A 21,058-nucleotide genomic window follows, 5' to 3' on the forward strand; every position below is an offset into this window, starting at 1 on the left:
TATGTTCTTGAATGCTCAGAGCGCGACACCTTCGTCGCCAATCAACTTTTCAAGCAGCCATATCAGCGCAAAGTCGATGGCAACAATAAAGACCGCGAACGAAAACACGGTCGGGTCGAGCGACGACACCGTGCGGCTGTAGAGCCACACCGGCAACGTCATCGTGTTGATGCCGTACAGGAAGAACGTCACCGTGAACTCGTTGAACGAGATGATGAACGCGAACAGCATGCCCGCCAAAATGCCGGGGCGCATCAGCGGCAACACCACATCGAACATGGCGCGGCGCGGGCTCGCACCCATCACGCAAGCAGCTTCCTCGAACTCCGGGCCAATTGACGCCGCCGACGCCGCGCAGTTTTTCACCGTGAACGGCAGCGCCAGAATCACATGCGCAATGATGAGCCGGAACACGCCGAGTTCCACGGGCAGCACGTTGAAGACGAGCAGCAGTGACAGCCCGAGCATCACGAGCGGATAGACGAGCGGCAGCGCAACAAGCTGTTCTACGGCCGACTTGCCTCGAAAGCGGTAGCGGCTCAACGCATACGCAGCGGGCACCGAGACCAGCGTCGCGATGATCATCGTCGATACGGCGACGATCAGGCTCGTCGTCAGCGCGGTACCCATGGAAAGCGAGTCGCTTGCATCGGGCGAGACGAAGCTGCGCCATGCCGCGCGATACCACTGCAGGCTGTAGCCCGGCGGCGGGAATTCCAGCGTGTCCGACGCGCTGAACGACATCAGGATCATCGTCAGGATCGGCAGGGCGGCAAGGAACAGGACGATGGCCGCGAGCAGCGCCGCGGGCCTGCCGAGCCGGCCCGGCATGGTCGCGGGCAGAAGACGCACACGATTGTAGGGGGTGCTCATGCGGACGGCTCCTTGAGGCGTTGGGTGCGGCGCACGAGGCTCTGCGAGATCGCCATGACGGCGAGTGTGGCGACCATCAGCACCACACCGGAGGCGGAGGCCGCCGGCCAGTTCAACAGCGGCGAGACCTCGTCATGCACCAGCACGGCGAGCATTGGCACGCGCCGGCCGCCAAGCAGCAGCGGCACTGCGAACGCGCTTGCGTTGTAAGCGAACACGAGCAGTGCGCCTGAAACAAGCCCGGGCATCGCGAGCGGCAACATGATGTGACGCAACGTCTGCCAGCGCGTTGCGCCAAGCGTTGCCGCGGCTTCCTCGTATGAGAGCGACACGGCGCGCATGGCGCTCGACAACGGCAGCACGGCGAGCGGAAACGCAGTCTGGATCAAGCCAAGCAACACGCCATGCTCACGATAAAGCCATTGCATCGGACGCTGGATCACGCCGCTCGCGAGCAATGCGTGATTGAGCAAGCCTGCCGGGCCGAGGATCACGAGCCAGCCATAGCCTTGCAGCAGCAGGTTGACGAGCAGCGGCAACAGCACGCCCGCCAGCAGCAGGCGCCGCGCCAGCCGCGACTCGGTACGCGCCATCGCAAGCGCGACCGGAATCGCCAGCAGCACCGCGCACACCATGCTCTGGAACGCGAGCCGCAGCGTGAGCCACAGCGCCTTCAGGAAATACGAATCGGCCAGGTTCGCGTAGTTTTGCAGCGTGAACCCGTGCCACTCGTCGCCCTGCGCACCGAAGCTCATGCGCAGGACCACGAGGGCCGCCGCCGCGAGCACCGCGAGAAACGCGAGGATCGGGGCGAGCAGTAGCCACGGCCGCGCGCGGGCGAGCGCGGTTGCCGATACGGGGGCTACCGGCTGGTCCGGCGCCCCCGGTCCGGCGCGCTGCGAAGAGAGTTCAGCCATCGTGGTCATGCCGAGAAAATCTCGGTGTAGCGCTTGATCCACGCAGCCTGTACCACGGCGAGTGACTTGTCATCGTGCAGGACGGACTTCTCCGCGATCTGCTTCGGGCTCGGCACAAACCTGAGGCTCTCGGCGGGAATGATGGCCTTCGAATTCACCGGGCCGTTCAGCACGTCGGCGGCCATCTTGCCTTGCACGCCGGCATCGAGCGAATGGTTGATGAACGCGTGAATCAGGTCGAGGTCGCCAGGGTGCGATTTCGGAATCACCGTGAACATCAGTTGCGTGGCGAAGCCTTCCTTCATGCCGTACGTCACGCCCATTTTGTATTCGGGCTTCCTGATCTGGTCGGGAAAGAACGCGGGCGAATAGATGCCGCCGATATCGAGCGAGCCCGTGCGAAACAGGTCCGCGACCTGATTCGGATTCTCGCCGAGCGTCATCACGCGGTCCTTCAGTTCGGTAAGCTTCTTGAAGCCCGGATCGATGTTCTGCTGCGAACCGCCCGACATTTTTGCAGCGATGATCGCCAAGTCGACCGCCTCGGCAAACTCGGGCGGCGGCAGGAACAGGCGGCCGGCGTACTTGGGATCCCACAGCGCTTCGTACGACCCGGGCGGCGTCTTGACGGTCGATGTGTTGTAGATCAGGCCATCGGACCACAGCAGGTAGCCGACACCAAAACCATCCGCGCCGGTTCTATACCGCGCCGCCACTTCCTTGAGATTGGGCAGCTTGTCGAGGTCGGGCTTGACGAGCAGGCCCGCATCGCCGAGACCCGAGGCGCCTACGCCCGCGAGCGTGATGACGTCATAGGTAGGGCGGTCGCCCGCGGCCTTCACCTTGGCGACCATGCCGGAGGTGCCATCCGCGCGGTCCGCAATCACCTTCGCGCCGGTTTTCGCCGAGAAGGTCGCGGCGATATTGTGCAGCGCGGCAGTTCCCGTATCGTCTGACCAGGTCAGCAGACGTAGCGTCTTGCCCGAGAAATTGTGTTCCTGTGCTCTGAGATTAAGAAACGGCGCCGGCAACGCGGACGCCGCGAGCGCTGCGCCGATCGTCTTTACGGCTTGCCGCCGTCCCGTGCTGAATTTTTTCATCGCCGACTCCGTGATGGTTAAGTGAGATGTCTGATCTACGCGCCGGGCGAACGGTCGTATCCGTCCGCTGTTGCCCGTGCATGAAAATGTTAGGATCGCAAAATAGCCATCACAATCGATATATCGTCATGTCTGCCATGATCAAAGCACATGGCTCAGGCGGTTTATGGCTGGTTTTTACAGGTCGTGGCATGCCAAATGTGCATGGCAGGTCGCGGACCTTTAATCCAACGAACTGCCTACACCCTGTACTTCACCTTCGGCAGCACGCACAACATCTCGTACAGCAGGTTCGCGCCGACCAGCGCGGTATTGCCGGACGGGTCGTACGGCGGTGAAATTTCCACCAGATCGCATCCCACGATATCCAGCCCACGGCAGCCGCGAATAATTTCAAGCGCTTGCCAGATCGTCAGCCCGCCAATTTCCGGCGTGCCGGTGCCGGGCGCGAAACTCGGGTCCAGTCCGTCGATATCGAAGCTCAGGTACACCGGGCCATCGCCCAGTTTCGCGCGCACCTCGTCCATGATCGGCGCGACCGATTTGTACCAGCACTCCTCGGCCTGCACGACCCGTATGCCGTGCGACCTCGACCAGTCGAAATCCTCCGCCGTGTAGCCGGTGCCGCGCAGGCCAATCTGCGTGACGCGGTTGCCGTCGATCAGACCTTCTTCAATCGCCCGTCGAAACGGCGTGCCGTGAGCGATCTTCTCGCCGAACATGGTGTCGTTTACATCCGCATGCGCATCGACATGAACCACGCCAACCGCGCCGTATTTCTTCTTCATCGCGCGCAGGATGGGCAGCACGATCGTGTGGTCGCCGCCCATGGTGAGCGGCACGCAGCCATGCCCGATGATTTCGTCATACGCTTCAGTGACGATGTCCATGCTCTTCTGCAGATTGAACGTGTTGATCGCGACGTCGCCGATGTCAGCCACCTGGATGCTGTCGTACGGCGCCGCGCGGGTCGCCATGTTGTACGGGCGCAGCAGGCACGACTCGGCCCGGATCGCGCGCGGGCCGAAGCGCGCGCCCGCCCGGTTCGACGTGCCGATGTCGAGCGGCACGCCGACGAAACAGGCATCGAGCCCCTCGGCCGAGGTTGCGCTCGGCAGGCGCATCATCGTTGCCGGCCCCGCGAAGCGCGGCATCTGGTTACCGCCGAGCGGCTGGTTGAAAGGGTTGTCGGATGGGTTATCGTGGTTCATCGCAAATCCTTTTGATAGACGGGCTAGCTGGACTGACGATGCGTCAGCACCTGCTTGATTTCCTGGAAGGCGGCGAGTCCGAACGGACCCAGTTCCCGCCCGATACTGCTGCGCTTGTAACCGCCCCACGACGTCTGCGGATAGATCAGTTGCGGCGTGTTGACCCACACCACGCCGGCCTCAAGCGCACGAGCGACCCGTTCGCCGCGCGCCTCGTCTTCTGTGACGACGGTCGCCACCAGTCCGTACTCGCTGTCATTGGCCATGCCGACGGCTTGCTCTTCAGTGTCGAACGCGCGCACGCACAGGACCGGGCCGAAGATCTCTTCATGCCATAAGGCGCTTGTCGGCGGTACATCGGTGAAAATTGTCGGCGCGATGAAAAAGCCCTGCTCCGGTGCACGGGCTGGCCGGCCGCCACCCGTGACGAGCCGCGCTCCGTCGGCAATCCCTTGTTCGATATGGCCACGCACCCGGTCGAATTGGGCACGGCTCACGAGCGGCCCCATCCGCACGTCAAGCGCGAACGGGTCGCCGACGACAATCCGTTCCACGCGCTCGACAAGCCTCGCCAGCAAGGTGGGCGCGAGTTCGCGCGCGACCAGCACGCGGCTCGTCGCCGAACACATCTGGCCGCTGTTGAAAAAGCCGCCTGCTTCGACGAGGTCGACCGCCATGTCGAGGTCCGCATCGTCGAACACGATGATCGACGACTTGCCGCCGAGTTCGAGACTCACGCCTTTCAGCGTGTCGGTGGCGGTCTTCATCACGGTCTGGCCGACACTCGTGCTACCGGTAAACGATACTTTCGCAACCCCGGCGTGGGCGACAAGCGGCGCGCCTACGTCCGCACCGGTACCCGTCACCGCGTTGAAAACACCCGCTGGCAAGCCGGCCGAAGCGATCACCGAGACCAGTTCGAGTTCGGGCAGCGGCGTGATTTCAGAGGGTTTGAGCACGACCGTGCAGCCGGCCGCGAGCGCCGGGGCGAGCTTCCATGCCGTGGTTACCATCGGGAAATTCCAGGGCACGATCAGCGCGGCCACGCCGGCGGGCTCGCGGAGAATCCGCGCACGGTGCCCGATGCTGGGGATGCTGACTTCTGCACCGCTTGCGTCGTCCAGTTGCTCAGCCAGTTGAGCGTAGTAGCTGAAGGTCGCGATCACATCGTCGACGTCCATGTGCGCTTCTGCTTGCGGCTTGCCGTTGTTAAGCGATTGCAGCATCACGAGACGGTCGCGCCGCACTTCCACTTCCGCCGCGATTGCGCGCAGGTAGCCTGCACGCTCGGCGCCGGTCGTGTGCCGCCAGGTGCGAAACGCGCGAGCCGCGCACGTCACGGCCAGGTCCACGTCGGCCAGGGTGCCCGCGGCCACGTCGGCCAGGTGGGTCCCGGTCGAAGGGTTAACCACGGCAATCGTGCGGCCTAGTGCGCCGTCGACCCAGCGGCCATCTATATAAAGCTGCGTCAGGAATTGAGTGTCGTACGGAGCGTTCATGTCAGGTCTCCCGGGACGTGGGCGAACCACTTCTGTTCGTCGATTTCGATCAACGTGGGCACACGGCGCCCCGCGGCCTGCTTCAGTTCGTCCGCCAGCGCGGCAGGCGTATGGGCAGACGCGGCGCAGCAGCCAAAACCGCGTGCCAGCGCAAGGAAGTCCGGGGTATAGATGTCGACGCCGATCGGTTCGATATCGCGCTCAACCATGTATTTCTTGATTTCGGCATAACCCCGGTTGTTCCAGAGCAGCACGATGACCGGTACAGCCGCTTCAACAGCGCTCGCCAGTTCAGGCAGCGTGAACTGCAAGCCGCCGTCGCCGATCAGGCAGATCACGGGCCGCTTGCCCGACGCGAGCCGAGCGCCGATCGCAGCCGGCAAGCCATAGCCCAGCGTGCCGTAGCCAGTCGATGAGTTGAACCACGACCTGGGCGATAACGCTTCGAAGACGAAATTGCCTGCATACACGGGGCGCGTTGAATCGCCCACGACGATTGCATCGGGCAGGGCGCTCAATACGGTATCGAAGAGCACCGCCTGCGAGCGGATCGGCGCGTCGTAACCGGCATTGACCGCAGCTCGCGCAGTGCCTACGCGCGGGGCGCCCCAATCGGCATCGCGTGGTGGCAACGGGCGTGTGGCAAGCCTCTGGTCCAGCGCGGCGAGCACGAGCTTCGCGTCGGCTGCAATCGCCACGTCAGGCCGGAAATTACGCATGACCTGCTGAGCGTCGATGTCGATCCTGATCAGCTTGCCGTCGATCGCAAAGCCGTTGTCGAACACCACGTCGTAGTCCGTCTCGCCCAGTTCGGTGCCGACCGCAAGCACGACATCGGCCTCACGCACCAGCGCGCGCGTCGCGGCGAGCGACTGGGTCGAGCCGATCGACAACTCATGGCCGCGCGGCAACAGGCCCTTCGCGTTGATCGTGAGCGCCACCGGCGCCTGCAGGCGTTCGGCCAGTGCGCGCAATTCGGGCGCCGCCGCCACAGCACCGCCACCGGCCAGGATCAGCGGTCGGCGCGCGGCGGCGAGCAGGGCGCTCGCCTCGTCGAGGGCAGCCGGCGCGCCGGCCGCCTTCGCGGGCAGCACTACCCAACGGGATGTCGCGTCGCGAGCAGGGGCGACGATCACATCGAGCGGAATCTCGATGTGAACCGGTCGCGGGCGCGCGGCGGCGAACACCGCGAACGCGCGCGCCAGGACCTGCGGTAGTTCGTCAGCATCGAGCAACGTGTGGGAGAACGCGGTGAGCCCGGCGAATACGTTGCGCTGCGACGGCAGCTCGTGCAGGCGTCCCGTTCCTCCGCCGAGCTGGCGCGTGGTGTTCACGCTGGAGATCACGAGCATGGGGATCGAATCGGCATAAGCCTGCGCCATCGCGGTCGCGATATTCGTCATGCCCGGTCCGGTAATGATGAAGCACACACCGGGTTTTCCCGTAACACGCGCATAGCCGTCCGCCATGAAGCCCGCGCCCTGCTCGTGGCGAGGGGTGATGTGGCGCAGCGTCGACGTTGCCAGTCCACGATACAGCTCGACGGTATGGACGCCGGGAATGCCGAACACCAGTTCAACGCCGTAGTGCTCGAGCAGCCTCACGAGCGCTTCGCCACAGGTCTGCGTGTCGACTGGACGGGGAGCGCAGTGTCCGCTCGCGTGACCGAAGAGCGAGATATTTTCAGGCGAATTCATGAGATTCCTGCGGAGTGATCCGTTTGATCCGTTGCCGGTACATGCCTTTCTCCGGAGTTTGCGTGTTGATGCATTCTTGGTGGATGGCACGTGAACGGCAATCGATGAATTTGCATGCGCGCCATGTTTTTGGCTCATGGGCTTATTCAGGGGAGCAGTGCTTTCAGGCGACGCGAGGCGTTAAATTCGGTGTATATATGCAGCGTTAGACCCGTGCATCTATCAAACCTCTGGCCGGAATGCACACCCGGTCGCCATGACTTTTTCAAATGCAGGAAGGGAACGAGAATGCGCCGCCTGCCGCCGCTGAATGCGCTGCAAATCTTCGAAACGGTCGCGCGCCACCGCAGTTTCACGCGTGCTGCCGATCACCTTTGTCTGACGCAAGGTGCCGTGAGCCGCCAGATCCTGACGCTGGAGGAGTACTACGGTTTTCCGCTGTTCACGCGGCACTCGAAGGGACTCGCGCTGACGAACGAAGGCGAGCAGCTATTGCCGACCGTGAAAGAGAGCTTCTCGCGGATCGAGGAGATTTCACTGCGGCTGACCCGGCAGCGTACCGACCTCGCGCTGAAGGTACCCACCTGCCTGATGCGCTGGATCCTGCCGAAGATCATGCGCTTCCAGGCGGAGTACCCTGAGATCCAGTTGCAACTCACGACCACCTGGCAGCACGACGTCGATTTCCAGGTCGAGCCGTTCGACGCCGCGATCATTTATGGTTCGTCCCCGGGCGTGGACGTTCATTCGATTGCGCTTTTCGAGGAGCAACTGACGCCGGTGTGCGCGCCTTCGTTGCTGGAGAAAAAATCGCTCGATAACGTGGCCGATCTTGCCCGGCATACACTGCTGCATCCAACGCGCGACCATCGCGACTGGAAGATGTGGCTCGCCCATGCCGATGCGCCCGAGATCAATGCCGACCTTGGGCAGAGTTTCGAAACGCTCGACCTGGCCACGAATGCGGCGGCGCAAGGCTTCGGCGTCGCGATCAGCGACTGCTCGCTCGTGAGCGAAGATGTTGCGTCGAAGCGCCTCACGAGACCGTTCGATATTGTGCTCACGACGGGCGCCCGCTATTACTTCGTCTACCCGAATTGCCTCGCGCACCAGCCCAAGGTGAACCTGTTTCGCGAGTGGCTCGGGGCGAATGGAGAGGGCTGACGACTCGAGGTCTCAGTGATCAGAGTGCGCAGGCCCGGTCAATCAGGACGCTAGCCGGCCCCGCGTAGAATATGACCAGGATGCCGCAAGGAATCATACCGTTCCCGTCCGCTTAGAGGCACGAAAATGGACTTTCCTAGTGGTCATCGATATATTTAACCGAATATAACGAAGCTGGAGAGATTGGGTGAGCACTGACACGCAACAAGCAGTGGGCGAAAAATTCGTCCTCGAATCGATGCACTACGCGCGCGACAAAACGTGGGAAGTCGTCGAACAGGTGGCGGTGCGGATTCAGCCCGGCATGCTCGAGTCGGAAGCGGTGACCGAGTGCAAGCAAGTTCTGCAGGAACTCGGGATGGAGCGCATCTGGCATCCCATCCTGATCCGGTTCGGAGAAAACACCTTGCGCACGTTCAAGCAACGTTCCGAGGGAGATCCGCGCCTGAAAGACGACGACATTTTTTTTGTCGATCTCGGCGTCGTATGGAAAGGACATGAAGGCGATGCGGGCGCGACGTTCGTGGTCGGTGCAGACCCGGAGATGAAAGCGTGCGCGGAGGCGGCAAAGACCGTCTTCGATGAGGTCGAGCATCATTGGCGAACGACGGGAGCCGGCGGCGCGGCGTTGTACGACTTCGCGACGGGGCGTGCGTCAGCGCTTGGGTGGAAACTGAACCTCGACATCAAGGGGCATCGCGTGAGCGATTTCCCGCACGCGATATTCAAGGCAGGCAATCTCGGGAATTTCGAGCCGCATCCGGATGCCGGGCTCTGGATCCTGGAGATTCAGCTTGCTCATCCTACGAGGCCGTTCGGATCGTTCTACGAAGACCTGCTTGGCTGAGTCGTGTCGGCGAAGACAAGCTAACAAAGGACGCAATGTTCATTCGGCACCTCGAGTACCTCGTCACGTTGGCGCGTGAAAAACATTTCGCGCGAGCGGCAGAGGCCTGTCACGTTTCCCAACCCGCGCTGTCGTCGGCCATCCGTAAGCTCGAGGCGGAACTGGGGCTGGTTATTGTCGAGCGGACGCGTCGCTTCGTAGGCTTTACGGAGGACGGAGGACGGTGAACGTGTGCTTGGCTGTTGTTGGTTATTGCATTCCTGTTCAATAACGTGGTGCGTGGTCGGCGATGGCCGGAGCGATGGTCATGACATCGCAGCCCGGAAGCGGCAACGCGTTGTCGCTTCCGGATAAGCGCAGATTCACCCCTATTGTTCGAACCCATTCCCCTGATTGCGCAATATGCGTATCGAGCTGTCGAGATGCGCACGGGCGCTTTCTGCATCGCCCAAGCGCATTTGTTCATACGTGCGCTGTGCTACTTCGTGCGCCACGGGCTTGAGCGGCTGGTTGCTACTCATGGCCTTGAGCTGAACCTCTGCGGCGCGCTCCAGATAATAGAGATCGTCCCAAGCCTCCGCAATGCTGGCGCCCGCCACCATCACGCCGTGGTTCTTCAGGAACAGGATGTCGGCATCGCCCATGGCGTCGGCAATACGATCTCCCTCTGACTCATCCAGCGCCAGGCCGTTGTAGTTCTCATCGACGGCGGTGCGGCCATAGAACTTCAACGCCGTCTGCCCGAGCCACAAAAGCGGCGGCCCTTCGATCAGGCACAGCGCCGTTGCATTCGGCATATGCGTGTGGAAAGCCGCTTTCACCCGCGGTTTCGATCGATGCAACCGCGCGTGGATATAAAACGCGGTGGCTTCCGGCTGACCAACGCCTGCGATGACATGCCCTTCGAAATCGCAAACGAGCAGGCGCGACGCAGTGATCTCGCTAAACGCATAACCGTATGGATTGACGAGAAACAGATCGTCGTGTCCGGGCACGACTGCAGAGAAATGATTGCAAACCCCTTCCTCGTAACCCCGTTGCGCAGCAAGCTGAAAGCACGCGGCAAGTTCGATGCGCGCCTGCATGACGGCGTCGGAATCAAGCCCGGAATCGAGCCGCGAGATACGCGAGGGAGCAGCGGCGCTGCCGACTGAAAGCGAGTGAGCCATGATGAGTGATTACCCTGAAAATTTACCAGCCGAGTCTACTGAATAGCACAGGTACTTGATCGAGCGTTGCAAGCGTGGCGTCGGGTGTGTAATCCGGCAGCACCGTGCGGCCGGTACCACGATCGATCCACACGCAGCGAAAGCCGACCTCGTGCGCGGCCGCATGATCGAGGTGCGGACTGGCGCAGATATGAACCACGTCGTCCTTCGTCACGCCAAGCGAGTCGAAAGCATAATCGAATATTTTCCTCGATGGTTTGTAAGCTCCGGCCTGCTGCGCCGTGACGACTCGATCGACCAACCCACCAAGTTGCGCAACATTGCCGGCGATGATCTCGTCATCCGTATTCGACACAATACACAGACGATACCCCGCCCCTTTAAGCCGCTCCAAAGCACCGGTCACTTCGGGAAACGGCGGCATGGCGGAGATACTGTCCGTTAGCACGCGGGCGTCGTCTGCGTCGCTGTGCAAGCCTAGCTCATCGAGCGCGAGCCGTAATGCATCCGCGCTCACGCTGCGAAACGATCGATGCGGCGAGGTTTGCTCAAGCGCATGTTCATGCCGATCATAAATGCCGATGAACCGGGCCGGATCGATCGCCTCTGTTTGCTTGGCGGACAAGATCTTGCGGACCGCGGCTTGCAAACCTTCATCCCACTGGATCAAGGTGCCGTAGCAATCGAAGGTAAGCCATTGCGGACGGCGGCTGTGTTCAAGCGCGTTAAGAGCCATGATTTGTTTGCTTAGTTGAGTGAGTTAGTTGAGCGATGAAGTTGAATGCATGCCGCAAGCGTAAAAGTATTGATCGATATTTGGAAATTAAATTAAACTCTAAAGGTCAATCGAAATTCAAATAACGCGGCGGTGGCTTGTGCTAGATCTCGAGTTGTTGAACACGTTGGTTTGCGTGGTCGATGAAGGCAGCTTCACGCGCGCCGGTGAACGCGTCCACCGGACCCAGTCGACGGTGAGCCAGCAGATCCGCAAGCTGGAGGCAGCGGTTGGCCGCACGCTCTTGCTGCGCGATCGGACCGGCAATCAAGTGAGCGCTACCGAGCATGGAGAGCTGCTTGCGCACTATGCGCGGCGGCTGCTGGCGTTATCAACGGAGGCGCAGGATGCGTTGACCAGCGACGTGGCGCTCGAACCGGTGCGCATTGGCGTACCCGAGGATTTCGATGCGCGCCGCATGTCAGCCATGCTGTCGGGATTTGTGAAGATGAAACCCGGCGTACGGCTTGAAACGGTAAGCGGCATGAGTGTCGATCTCCAGCGTAAGCTTTCTGCAGGCGAGCTCGAGATTGCGTTGCTCAAGCGCGAACCGGGCAGCGGTGAGTGCCTGGCATCCTGGCCCGAATCCCTCGTCTGGGTAAAGGGTGAAGGCGTTGAGCTGACGGATGAACCGGTCCCGCTGGCGTTGTTTCCGCAAGGGTGTGTGTACCGGCAACGCGCGATCCGTGGTCTCGACAAAGCGCGCCGGCGCTGGCGAGTAGCGTTCGGGAGTCATAGCCTGACCGGCATCCAGGCGGCTGTTTCATCGGGGCTTGGCGTGTCGGTCTTGCCTACGACCGCCGTGCTTCCTGAACATCGTATTTGTACGGGTCTACCCGACTTGCCGCCAACCGAGCTTGCGTTGGTAAGCACGGGCGGCGCGCTCAATGCGGTCCAGCAGGCGTTGATCGAATTCCTGCGTGCAGAGATCAAGGTTTAGCACTGTTTAGCGTGTCTTCGATTGGTGATATCGTTCGCAAAACAACTACCCCAATACCAAGAGAGCAACTATGGAGACGCTTTCCGGCCACAGGCCGACGATCATCGACGTGGCGAAGCGCGCAGGCGTTTCCAAAAGCACTGCCGCGCGTGCGTTGGCGGGCGCACCAAACATTTCCGATTCAGCGCGGAAGCAGGTGCTGCTCGCGGCTGATGCGCTTGGCTATACCCGCAATGCGCTGGCAGTCAGCATGCGTTCGGGCCGCAGCGGCATGTTGGGACTTGTCTTACCCGATATTGCAAATCCTTTCTGGGGCGAAGTCGCGCGTGGCGCGCAGGATCGGGCTGCCGATGCAGACACGTCCATTCTGATTTTCTCGTCGAACTGGTGCGCGCGAAAGGAGCTGATGCACTTGAACACGCTGATGCGCGCGCGCGTCGACGGCGCGATCCTCAATGCAGTGACGGATAGTCTCGGTGACCTCGATCGTTTCGGGCTGCCTTGCATTTTGATTGGATCGAGCGCGGAGCGGTTTCCTGACGCCTGTTCGGTCGGTTCCGACATCGAGCAGGGAGTGCGGCTCGGCATGGACTACCTGCTCTCCATGGGTCATGAACGTCCGGCGTTGATCCTCGGGCAGAAGGTACGGCTTGCTCATGCGCGCTTCCTGCGCGCGGTCCATGAACATTGCGCCGAGCACGGCATTGACCCGGCTGCGTTATCGATTGAGGATGCGGACTACACGGCCGAAGGTGGCCGCCTCGCCATGCATCGCCTGCTTGCGCGCCGTCGTGGCCACCTGTGCGTCATGGCCGCCAACGACCTCATGGCGCTCGGGGCGATGAGCGCGGTGCGGGAGGCGGGCTTGCGATGCCCCGAAGACGTTTCCATTCTCGGCTTCGACGGTATTCAGGCGGGTGCATTCGCCTGGCCCGGGCTGACGACTATCGAGAAACCCGCCCGGCAGATTGGAGCGCAAGCGGTTGAGTGGTTGCTCGACGGCAACGCTGACGCGAACAGAGGCAAGCGGCTATATCTTCCGTGCACTCTGGTCGAACGAGGATCGCTCGCAAACCTTTGCGGTGCATCCGCGCGACGAATCGCGTAGACAGGGGGCAGTAAAACACCTGAAAAGATTGCGGCGAATAATTTTTCAGCGTAGTTTGGGAACGTTCCCATAAACAGGGGACGTTTTCAAAAATACTGAAAGAAGATTGGATCATGCTTACTACTCGACCGGTTGTCGAGGCGCCACGGGGGTTGTACCGGCGCCCGATGATAATCATCGGCATGCTGTACTTCACGACCGGAGCGCTCAGCTGGCTTAACGGACCGCTGACGGTCTTCGTCAAACTGGCGTTTCGGCTCGACGACATACGGGCGCTTCTGATCACGGTTGTCTTCTATGTTCCGTATTTCATCCTGGCGCTGCCCTACGCGTTCTTACTGAAGCGGATCGGGATGAAACGAGGCATGGCCGCGGGCCTCGGCGTGATGTCGATCGGAGCGCTGGCGTTCAGTCAGTTCTCCGGGATGCACAGCTACCCCGGCATACTCGGCAGCCTGCTCGCGATCGGAGCGGGCCTGTCGCTGATGCAGACCGCCTACAACCCGTACATCAGCATCCTGGGACCTATTGATAGTGCTGCCCGGCGCGTGGCCGCCATGGGCATCTGCAATAAGACTGGGGGCGTCCTGGCGCCGTTCGCATTCAGTGCATTGATCATGGGCGGCCTCGGGGAGTTCGTTAAGCGGGTTGAAGGCGCGCCAACGCCGATTATTGCCCAGGCACTCCTTCACGAATTTGCCTCGCGATTGTATTGGCCGTATCTCACGCTCGCGGCCGTCCTGGTTGTCATGGCCGTGTGCGTTGCACGCTCGTCGTTGCCGGACATCACGTGCTCGTCCGCCAACGCCACCACGCGTAGCGCAGAGCCTGCGTGGAGCCTCTTTTCATTTCCCCATCTTTGGCTCGGCGTCCTATGCATTTTTGTGTATGTGGGCGCGGAGGTGCTGGCTGGAGGGGTAATCGGGCTTTACGGTCAAAGTCTGCATCTGCCGATCGACGAGGCCAAGCATTTCACGTCCTACACGATATTCGCCATGCTTGTCGGTTACACGGTCGGTCGATCGCTGGTTCCCCGGGTTGTGTCACAACAGCGCTACCTGGTCATCTCGGCGCTTCTGGCTGCATTGCTCAGCGTTGCCAGCTATGTTTCCCACGGCTATGGCGCGATCGCGTGCATTGCAGCGCTCGGTTTCGCCCACGCCATGATGTGGCCGGCCGTCTTCCCGCTCGCCATCAAAGGGCTTGGCCGATTCACCGAAGCGGGCGCTGCGTTCCTGATCATGGGTATTGTTGGCGGCGCCGTGATGCCGCAACTCTTTGCACACCTGAAGAAAATATACGACTTCCAGCTGGTCTACATGGCGATAACCGTCTGCTGCTACGCGTACATCGTGTACTACGGCTTGCACGGTCATGCAGTGGGCACGCGTGCGTCGATGATAAAAGTTCCCTAACTATCGCAGCGTGATGCACATAGAAGCGGTGCACGCAGCAGCGATGCAAACCAAGCATGAGGATATAACCTGTGAGTAGCAACCACCAGACATTGCAGGATCGCGTTCGAGGACTCCTGTATGGGATCGCCTACGGCGACGCCCTTGGGTCAACAGTCGAGCAGCTTTCTGCGCAGGAAATCCGGGAGCTTTATGGCCGGGTCAGCTCACTCGATACCGAGTCGCATCGAATGGCTTGGGGCGAAAACGATGGTAAGGGATGCATACGCGGGAACGGCATTGTCACCGATGACACGCTCATGGTGCTTTGCCTGATGACGGTCTACAACGAAACGGGCCGGCACCTTGACGCGTGGGATATGGCAAGCGGCATGGTGCGCCAGATTGCCTGGACGCCGAGATGGGTGCCTGAACTGCAGCGGGAAACAATGCTCATGGAGCGGCTGTTCCATCCGCAGAGGTGGATTTTTCAGCGTCATCAACTCACCTCCTGTGATCCGCGTCAGGGCGGAATAGGCAACATGGTCAATTGTGGCGCGGCGATGTATATCGCGCCGGTGGGGGTCGTGAATGCGGGAGATCCGCATGGTGCTTATGAAGAAGCGATCGCTTTTGCCAGCGGTCATCAGGAGAGCTATGGGCTGGAAGCAGCCGGGGTGTTCGCCAGTGCGATTGCCGCGGCTTTGATACCCGGAACAACGATCGAGCAGGTGATCGAGGCAGCCATCAGCGTGGCGAAGGACGGCACCCGGGCCGCCATTGCCGCGATCGCGGACGCCGCAATCCGTTTGCGTGGCGAGCGTTATGACAGGATCGTTGCGGAATTTCACTGGATTATCTCGCGCTTTTCGCCAATGGGCGACGACGTGCAACTCACCGAGGGAAAGACCGCTGTTGCGATCGATGGCTATCGGCCGTCGCGGCGCCTCTCGATCGAGGAATTGCCCTTGGCGCTGGGATTCGCGTTGATCAATGACGGCGACTTCAATCGCACGATTGAAGACGGGATCAATTCGGGACGCGACACCGGCTCAATTGGCGTGATGGCAGGCGCGGTGCTGGGTGCCATGCACGGCGCCAAGGTGATCGACGCCGGAGTTTGCGACAAGCTCGACCAAACGAACCGGATGAATCTGCTAAACGCCGCAGATCATTTCACGCAGACGGTGCGAGCCATCCACGACGCGGATCGTGCCCGCGACGCGTGGAAGAGCCGCGTGCGCGACAAACTAGCGCTGGACGCGCAACTGGCGCGATAGATGTCTCGGCATCCCGCGGCGCGAGGGAGAAGGCGTTGCGCTGTGTAGTAGAAGGTTTTTGCCCAGCATCGTTGGCCTGGGTGCAGTTAGTTTTACTAAATTTAAATAAACTTGACACGCCTGGTCGTCGGGATAACGAAGTATGGGCTATTAATTTTGAGGGAGACTTGACGTGTCCAAAGAAACACACCAGGGGCGTGTAGTTGTGGTTGGAAGTATCAATACTGATCTTGTTGCACAGACAACGCATCTGCCGTTTCCCGGCGAGACGCTTGGCAGCGTGCGATTCTCACAAGCCGGCGGAGGCAAAGGCGCCAATCAAGCGATTGCCGCTGCCAGGTTCGGGGCGCTCGTCGCGATGGTTGGCCGCGTTGGCGACGATGAAAACGGAGGGCAGCGCTTAGATGATCTCAATTCAGAGGGGATAGATTGCTCGGGTATTACCGTTACACGCGAACAGCCAACCGGCCTTGCATTGATTACTGTGTCAGATGGGGGGCAGAACACCGTTGTCGTTGTTGACGGTAGCAACGGCGAATTGAAGCCCGTTGACGTGTGGTGCCAGGAGACATTGTTTAGCGATTCAGATGTGGTTGTTTGTCAGCTTGAAACGCCGCGGGAAACCGCCTATGCGTCGTTAAAGCTCGCTCGGCACCTTGGAAAAATAACCATACTTAACCCCGCGCCCGCGATTGATCCATTGCCGCCAGAGTGGCTTTCGCTGACAGACTATCTGGTCGTCAATGAAGTAGAAGCATTGATTCTGTCAGATATTCCCTTTGCATCGGAAAGTGACATGGGACTCGCCGCGAGGCAATTGCAGCGCCAAGGCGCAGGTAATGTGATCGTGACGCTCGGCGCGCGGGGCGCCTATTTGCTGCAAGAAGGGGGACATGGCAGGCATTTTTCGGCTCCTCGCGTGGAAGCGGTCGATACGACCGCGGCGGGTGATACATTCATCGGAGTACTTGCTGCGCAGTTGGCATCTCGTCAAACGATCGAAAAGTCAATCGAGCGCGGACAACGGGCTGCGGCGATCTCGGTTACTCGTCACGGTGGGCAAACGTCGATTCCGACGCGTGACGAAGTGGACGACTGATTTCATCTTGGGGAAACGAACAACTCGCTTTGGTCGCAAACGCGTTCGATGATTTGCCGCGTACCGGGAAGCACGGAGCCATTGCGGCCAAGGCTTGGCGGCGCGCGGCACGCCGTCTTAGTGCGGTGCTTCCGACTCCACCCCGAGTTCTGCTGCCGCCATGGCGTACGCCACGCAGCGTTTTGCCAGGATATCGGTCGGATCCACCAGCGTGATCGTCCGTCCGCGAGCGCTTACCCATTGAGCGCCGGGAAGCAGCAACGGCAATTCCGTACATCCAAGGATCACGACTTCCACGCCTTCGTCGGACAGGCCTTCCAGTGCCGCGCAGATGTCGTCCATACACTGTCCATTGACGAAACCCGCCTTCACTCCCTCCTCGCCATAGATCGCATTCATCACGCTTGCCTGCAATGCCGGACTTGGCAGGACTTGCCGCAATCCTTGCGCTTCCAGGGCTTGCCGGTACACTCCGCTTGCGACCGTCCCTGATGTAGCAAGGAGCCCGACGTCGCGAAGCGACGGAAACGAATCGCGGAGCATCTCGACCGTCACGCTCAGCATGTTGACAATCGGGATGCTGAGATACGGCTGGATTCGATGCACAAACGCGTGCGCCGTGTTGCACGGAATCGCGATGATGTCGGCGTCGCCGCCCTCGAGTTTCTTGCACGTGGCGTACAACGAGAGGGTGGGGTCCGGGCCATCGCCGATTAGGTTGTCGGTGCGATCGGGGATCTGCGGATTCTGCTCGACCAGCAGCTTGATGTGATCCTGATCGCGCTTCGCCGGTGTGTTGCTGACGATCTTCTGCATGAAATCGACGGTCGCCGCGGGGCCGACTCCGCCCACCACGCCGACCTTGAACAGCTTGGCCGGCGACTCATACTGGCCCGACACAACGTATTGGGCATACGCAAGATTCGAGTCGATCAGCGGGACATTCAGCGCGCCGAGCTCATCTGCAACGAGCGCGATCTCGGTCAGGCCAGGCACGATGATCTCCGCGCCTTGCGCAATGAGATCGTCGCAAGCGGCTTTTAGCAGCGCAACCGGCTGACCCACCAGGTGGCCGGACTTGATCCCATTTTTCCCATACACGGCGCGCGTAACCAGGTCCGTGCCGCCATCGATGCGAGGATGAATGACGTCGAATTCAGGCGCCGAAAAATAGCGCTCGAAGAGGCCGTTGTGCCGCGTGTAGTCCGATGCCAGCACGCCAATGCGACGTACGGAAGGGAACTTGGTCCGCACGTGATGTCGCAACGCCTCGATCATGTCCACGATCTGCAGAGGCGAGTTGGCTTTCAACTCGTCCATGAAGGTGTGGCTCAGGAAGCAGGGCAGCACGACGGTCTCTATACCGCGTTTCTCGAATGCACGGATGAGGTCGAAGATGTAGAGCTTGCGTTCCACCGTCGCGGCGCTTGTGGCGCCGGCGCCGCGAAACGGATGCTGCTCGAAGACAATGTCGAAGTGATCCGCGTCGCCGGTTGCGGGCGTCGATTTGACGAGCTTGAAAAATAGGTCGGCGCTGGCGAGTGGGCCAAGGCCGCCAATGACGCCAAAAGAGCGGCGTCCCTGCTTGTGCTTCTCCCTCATTTCGCTTCGCCTTGCAACTGATCGAAGGTCACGGCTTCTGTTCGCGTGACCCGAGCAGTCTCCCACTTTGCGATCACGGCCGTTGCAATGCTGTTGCCGATGACGTTGGTCGCTGTCCGGCCCATGTCGAGTATCTGGTCGATCGCGAGGATCAGCACGACGCCGGACGGAGGCAGATGGAACATCGGCGCAACGGCGGCGACCACCACGACCGAGCCTCGCGCCACGCCGGCCATGCCCTTGCTGCTGATCATGAGCACGAGCAGCATCAGGATCTGCGTGCCTACGGGCATATCGATACCAAAGGCCTGCGCAATGAAGATGGCGGCGAACGCTTGGTACATCATCGAGCCATCGAGATTGAATGCGTATCCCAGGGGCAGCGTAAAACCGACGACCTTCTTGTCCACGCCGAACTCTTCCAGTTTCTCCGTCAGGCGCGGATACGCTGCTTCGCTGCTTGCGGTTGAAAACGCCAGCATGGCGGGCTCGCGTACTGCTTTGAGCAACGACCAGATGGCGTTGCCAAGGAACGCGTAACCGGCGCCGATCAGGACCACCCAAAGCAGTGCCAGTCCCACATAGAAGCTGCCGATCAGCTTGCCGTACGTCATCAAAACATCGAGACCATGCAAGGTCACAGCCGCTGCAATTGCGCCGAATACGCCCACGGGTGCAAGGCGCATGACGTAGTCGGTGAGCTTGAGCATGGCGGGAACAAGGGCGTCGATCGCTTGTACGAGTGGCGTCACCCGTGGGTCCGACTTGATCGCACCCAACACAACACCGAAGAGCACGGAGAACACCAGGATTTGCAGGATGTCGTTGCGCGCCATGGCGTCGAGAATGCTGGTTGGAAATGCATGCGTGACAAAGTCCTTGAAGTTGAGTCCGGCGGTATTCAGGCCGGTGCTTACGTCGGAGCTTGTCTGGACCATATGAAGGCCCGAACCCGGCTGCAGGAGGTTGGCGAGACAGAGACCAAGGGCAAGCGATATGAGCGAGGCACAGACGAACCAGCCAACTGATCGAATGCCAATGCGACGCACGTCGCTCGTTCCATCCATTCCGGCAAGACCCGACACCAGCGTGGCAAATACCAGCGGTGCAATGATCATCTTGATGAGCCGCAGAAAGATGTCAGTGATGATGGAGAAGTACCCGGCCACTTCTTTTGCTGCGTTCGAATCCGCGGCGCTCCGGTGACAGACGTAGCCGATCACGACACCGAGCGCCATGCCGACGACTATATAAAGCGTTAAGCGATTTTTCATTTCAATCCTTCCAGAGGTGTCTCGCACGAGAATGGGCGCGGGCGACCGTGCGATGGGTTTGACGAAAAGTGCCTTGGCGTGGCTTGAGTCAAGGGCCTTTTCTGTCTCTGGAGGGATAGTAGAAGCGGACAAAAAATCCGCGATGCGGGTTCAGCATGTCGTTATGCGTGTGTCGCATAACTAGGGTAAACGCTAGGACAATGAGTTCACGCGGACGAGCGCAGATATCGCCACAGGGTGTCAATGAACTCGTTTCTGTTTGACGCGTCGCGGTACACGCGCAACTCGACTTCGAGAGTCCATTCCTTGCCGCCAGCCGGAACGAGGTCGCCGTTCTGCAGTTCGGTTTGAATCGAGCTTTTCGGCAGCCACGCAATTCCTTCGCCCTCCAGCACCATCTTCTTGAGCACTTCGGCCATATCCGATTCGTAGTGCGGGCGCAGTGCCGGTTGCGTCTTGGCGCGCCGAAGCAGCAAGGCCAGGCAGCGGCCAAAATAGCTGGTCTCGGTGTACGAGATAAGCGGCAAAGGGCGGCTCACCGTGCCGGGCAAACGCAGGGAAGGCCCTGACTTTTGATTCGGCTTGCAGACGGGCATGAAGGTGTCGATGCCGACCGTCAGGTACTCGTAGCGCGTGGGATCGAGATGAAGCGGCAGGTCGGGGTGGTGATACGCAAACATCAGTTCGCAGTTGCCGTTCACCAGCATCAGGATGGAATCATGGACGTTGGTGGGAATGACGCGCGCCCGGACATCGCGAAATTGTGCGGTAAGCGCGTTGAGCCAGGCCGGAAGAAAACTGAGCGCAATGGTGTGACCCGCTGCAATCTGCAGTCCGGTGCCGGGCATTCGCTGTTCCGTACGAATGATGGCCCGGGTGTCGAACAGACGGTTGAGAATGTCGTCGGCAGTTTCCCTGAAAAGACGTCCAGCGGGTGTCAGTGTGGGCGGGTAACTGCTGCGGTCGATCAGGTCCGCTCCCACCCATTGTTCGAGCGCCTGAATCCGCCGGCTGAAACCGGACTGTGTGACGTTGCGAACCTCGGCGGCACGCGAGAAACTCTGGTACTGGGCAAGAGCAACAAAGTCCTCGATCCATTTGATCTCCAT

At 60.6% G+C, this 21,058-nt stretch carries 19 protein-coding genes; 8 read left to right on the forward strand and 11 right to left on the reverse strand.

Annotation, left to right across the window (positions count from 1 at the left end):
• Nucleotides 1-15: 15 nt before the first annotated feature.
• The 6 genes from FH08_RS0113465 to FH08_RS0113490 all read right to left on the reverse strand — a co-directional run bounded on the left by FH08_RS0113465 (nt 16) and on the right by FH08_RS0113490 (nt 7,297).
• Nucleotides 16-873: an ABC transporter permease gene (locus FH08_RS0113465; protein WP_031358821.1), complete on the reverse strand. Its 858-nt coding sequence runs from the start codon at nt 871-873 to the stop codon at nt 16-18.
• A complete protein-coding gene (locus FH08_RS0113470) occupies nt 870-1,799 on the reverse strand; it encodes an ABC transporter permease (RefSeq protein WP_031358822.1) in 930 nt (309 codons plus the stop codon). Before FH08_RS0113470 ends, FH08_RS0113465 begins: the two co-directional genes overlap by 4 nt.
• Nucleotides 1,796-2,890 (reverse strand): ABC transporter substrate-binding protein, encoded by a 1,095-nt coding sequence (locus tag FH08_RS0113475; RefSeq protein ID WP_031358823.1) that lies wholly within the window; start codon nt 2,888-2,890, stop codon nt 1,796-1,798. The genes FH08_RS0113470 and FH08_RS0113475 overlap by 4 nt, the downstream gene beginning before the upstream one ends.
• A 239-nt stretch (nt 2,891-3,129) precedes the next feature.
• A complete protein-coding gene (gene speB / locus FH08_RS0113480) occupies nt 3,130-4,101 on the reverse strand; it encodes an agmatinase (protein ID WP_031358824.1) in 972 nt (323 codons plus the stop codon).
• A 23-nt stretch (nt 4,102-4,124) separates the two neighbouring features.
• Entirely contained in the window at nt 4,125-5,600 is a 1,476-nt protein-coding gene (locus tag FH08_RS0113485; protein WP_031358825.1) for an aldehyde dehydrogenase family protein, read from the reverse strand.
• Nucleotides 5,597-7,297, reverse strand: coding sequence for a 5-guanidino-2-oxopentanoate decarboxylase (locus tag FH08_RS0113490; protein ID WP_031358826.1), 1,701 nt, complete (start codon nt 7,295-7,297; stop codon nt 5,597-5,599). Before FH08_RS0113490 ends, FH08_RS0113485 begins: the two co-directional genes overlap by 4 nt.
• A 288-nt stretch (nt 7,298-7,585) precedes the next feature.
• Here FH08_RS0113490 and FH08_RS0113495 point away from each other — a divergent pair, with 288 nt between their 5' ends.
• The 3 genes from FH08_RS0113495 (at nt 7,586) to FH08_RS49485 (ending at nt 9,535) form a co-directional block, all read left to right on the forward strand.
• Nucleotides 7,586-8,461: a LysR substrate-binding domain-containing protein gene (locus FH08_RS0113495; RefSeq protein ID WP_031358827.1), complete on the forward strand. Its 876-nt coding sequence runs from the start codon at nt 7,586-7,588 to the stop codon at nt 8,459-8,461.
• A 187-nt stretch (nt 8,462-8,648) separates the two neighbouring features.
• On the forward strand, nt 8,649-9,308 hold the full coding sequence (locus FH08_RS0113500; RefSeq protein ID WP_031358828.1) for a M24 family metallopeptidase: 660 nt from the start codon (nt 8,649-8,651) through the stop codon (nt 9,306-9,308).
• A 35-nt stretch (nt 9,309-9,343) separates the two neighbouring features.
• Nucleotides 9,344-9,535 carry a LysR family transcriptional regulator gene (locus tag FH08_RS49485; protein WP_031358829.1) on the forward strand — a complete coding sequence of 64 codons (192 nt, stop codon included), beginning with the start codon at nt 9,344-9,346 and terminating at the stop codon, nt 9,533-9,535.
• 141 nt (nt 9,536-9,676) lie between these two features.
• Here the strand turns inward: FH08_RS49485 and FH08_RS0113515 are convergent, their stop codons facing one another.
• Nucleotides 9,677-10,477, reverse strand: a complete 801-nt coding sequence (locus tag FH08_RS0113515) for an aldolase (RefSeq protein ID WP_031358830.1) — start codon at nt 10,475-10,477, stop codon at nt 9,677-9,679.
• A gap of 22 nt (nt 10,478-10,499) precedes the next feature.
• Nucleotides 10,500-11,213 (reverse strand): haloacid dehalogenase type II, encoded by a 714-nt coding sequence (locus FH08_RS0113520; RefSeq protein WP_031358831.1) that lies wholly within the window; start codon nt 11,211-11,213, stop codon nt 10,500-10,502.
• Between the two features lie 139 nt (nt 11,214-11,352).
• Here FH08_RS0113520 and FH08_RS0113525 point away from each other — a divergent pair, with 139 nt between their 5' ends.
• The 5 genes from FH08_RS0113525 to rbsK all read left to right on the forward strand — a co-directional run bounded on the left by FH08_RS0113525 (nt 11,353) and on the right by rbsK (nt 17,073).
• Nucleotides 11,353-12,192, forward strand: coding sequence for a LysR substrate-binding domain-containing protein (locus FH08_RS0113525; RefSeq protein WP_031358832.1), 840 nt, complete (start codon nt 11,353-11,355; stop codon nt 12,190-12,192).
• Between the two features lie 70 nt (nt 12,193-12,262).
• A complete protein-coding gene (locus FH08_RS0113530; RefSeq protein ID WP_035566163.1) occupies nt 12,263-13,300 on the forward strand; it encodes a LacI family DNA-binding transcriptional regulator in 1,038 nt (345 codons plus the stop codon).
• 113 nt (nt 13,301-13,413) lie between these two features.
• On the forward strand, nt 13,414-14,715 hold the full coding sequence (locus FH08_RS0113535) for a sugar MFS transporter (protein WP_031358834.1): 1,302 nt from the start codon (nt 13,414-13,416) through the stop codon (nt 14,713-14,715).
• Nucleotides 14,716-14,786: 71 nt separating this feature from the next.
• Entirely contained in the window at nt 14,787-15,974 is a 1,188-nt protein-coding gene (locus FH08_RS0113540; RefSeq protein ID WP_031358835.1) for an ADP-ribosylglycohydrolase family protein, read from the forward strand.
• Nucleotides 15,975-16,146: 172 nt separating this feature from the next.
• Nucleotides 16,147-17,073, forward strand: a complete 927-nt coding sequence (rbsK, locus tag FH08_RS0113545) for a ribokinase (RefSeq protein WP_031358836.1) — start codon at nt 16,147-16,149, stop codon at nt 17,071-17,073.
• Nucleotides 17,074-17,190: 117 nt separating this feature from the next.
• On the opposite strand, the gene FH08_RS0113550 is transcribed toward rbsK, so the two are convergent.
• From FH08_RS0113550 to FH08_RS0113560, 3 genes are all read right to left on the reverse strand, one after another.
• Nucleotides 17,191-18,675, reverse strand: coding sequence for an aspartate/glutamate racemase family protein (locus FH08_RS0113550; RefSeq protein WP_031358837.1), 1,485 nt, complete (start codon nt 18,673-18,675; stop codon nt 17,191-17,193).
• A complete protein-coding gene (locus FH08_RS0113555) occupies nt 18,672-19,949 on the reverse strand; it encodes a dicarboxylate/amino acid:cation symporter (RefSeq protein ID WP_031358838.1) in 1,278 nt (425 codons plus the stop codon). Before FH08_RS0113555 ends, FH08_RS0113550 begins: the two co-directional genes overlap by 4 nt.
• Before the next feature lie 206 nt (nt 19,950-20,155).
• Nucleotides 20,156-21,058, reverse strand: a complete 903-nt coding sequence (locus FH08_RS0113560) for a LysR substrate-binding domain-containing protein (RefSeq protein ID WP_031358839.1) — start codon at nt 21,056-21,058, stop codon at nt 20,156-20,158.

The organism is Caballeronia sordidicola, assembly GCF_000729995.1.
GTDB classification, from domain to species: domain Bacteria; phylum Pseudomonadota; class Gammaproteobacteria; order Burkholderiales; family Burkholderiaceae; genus Caballeronia; species Caballeronia sordidicola_A.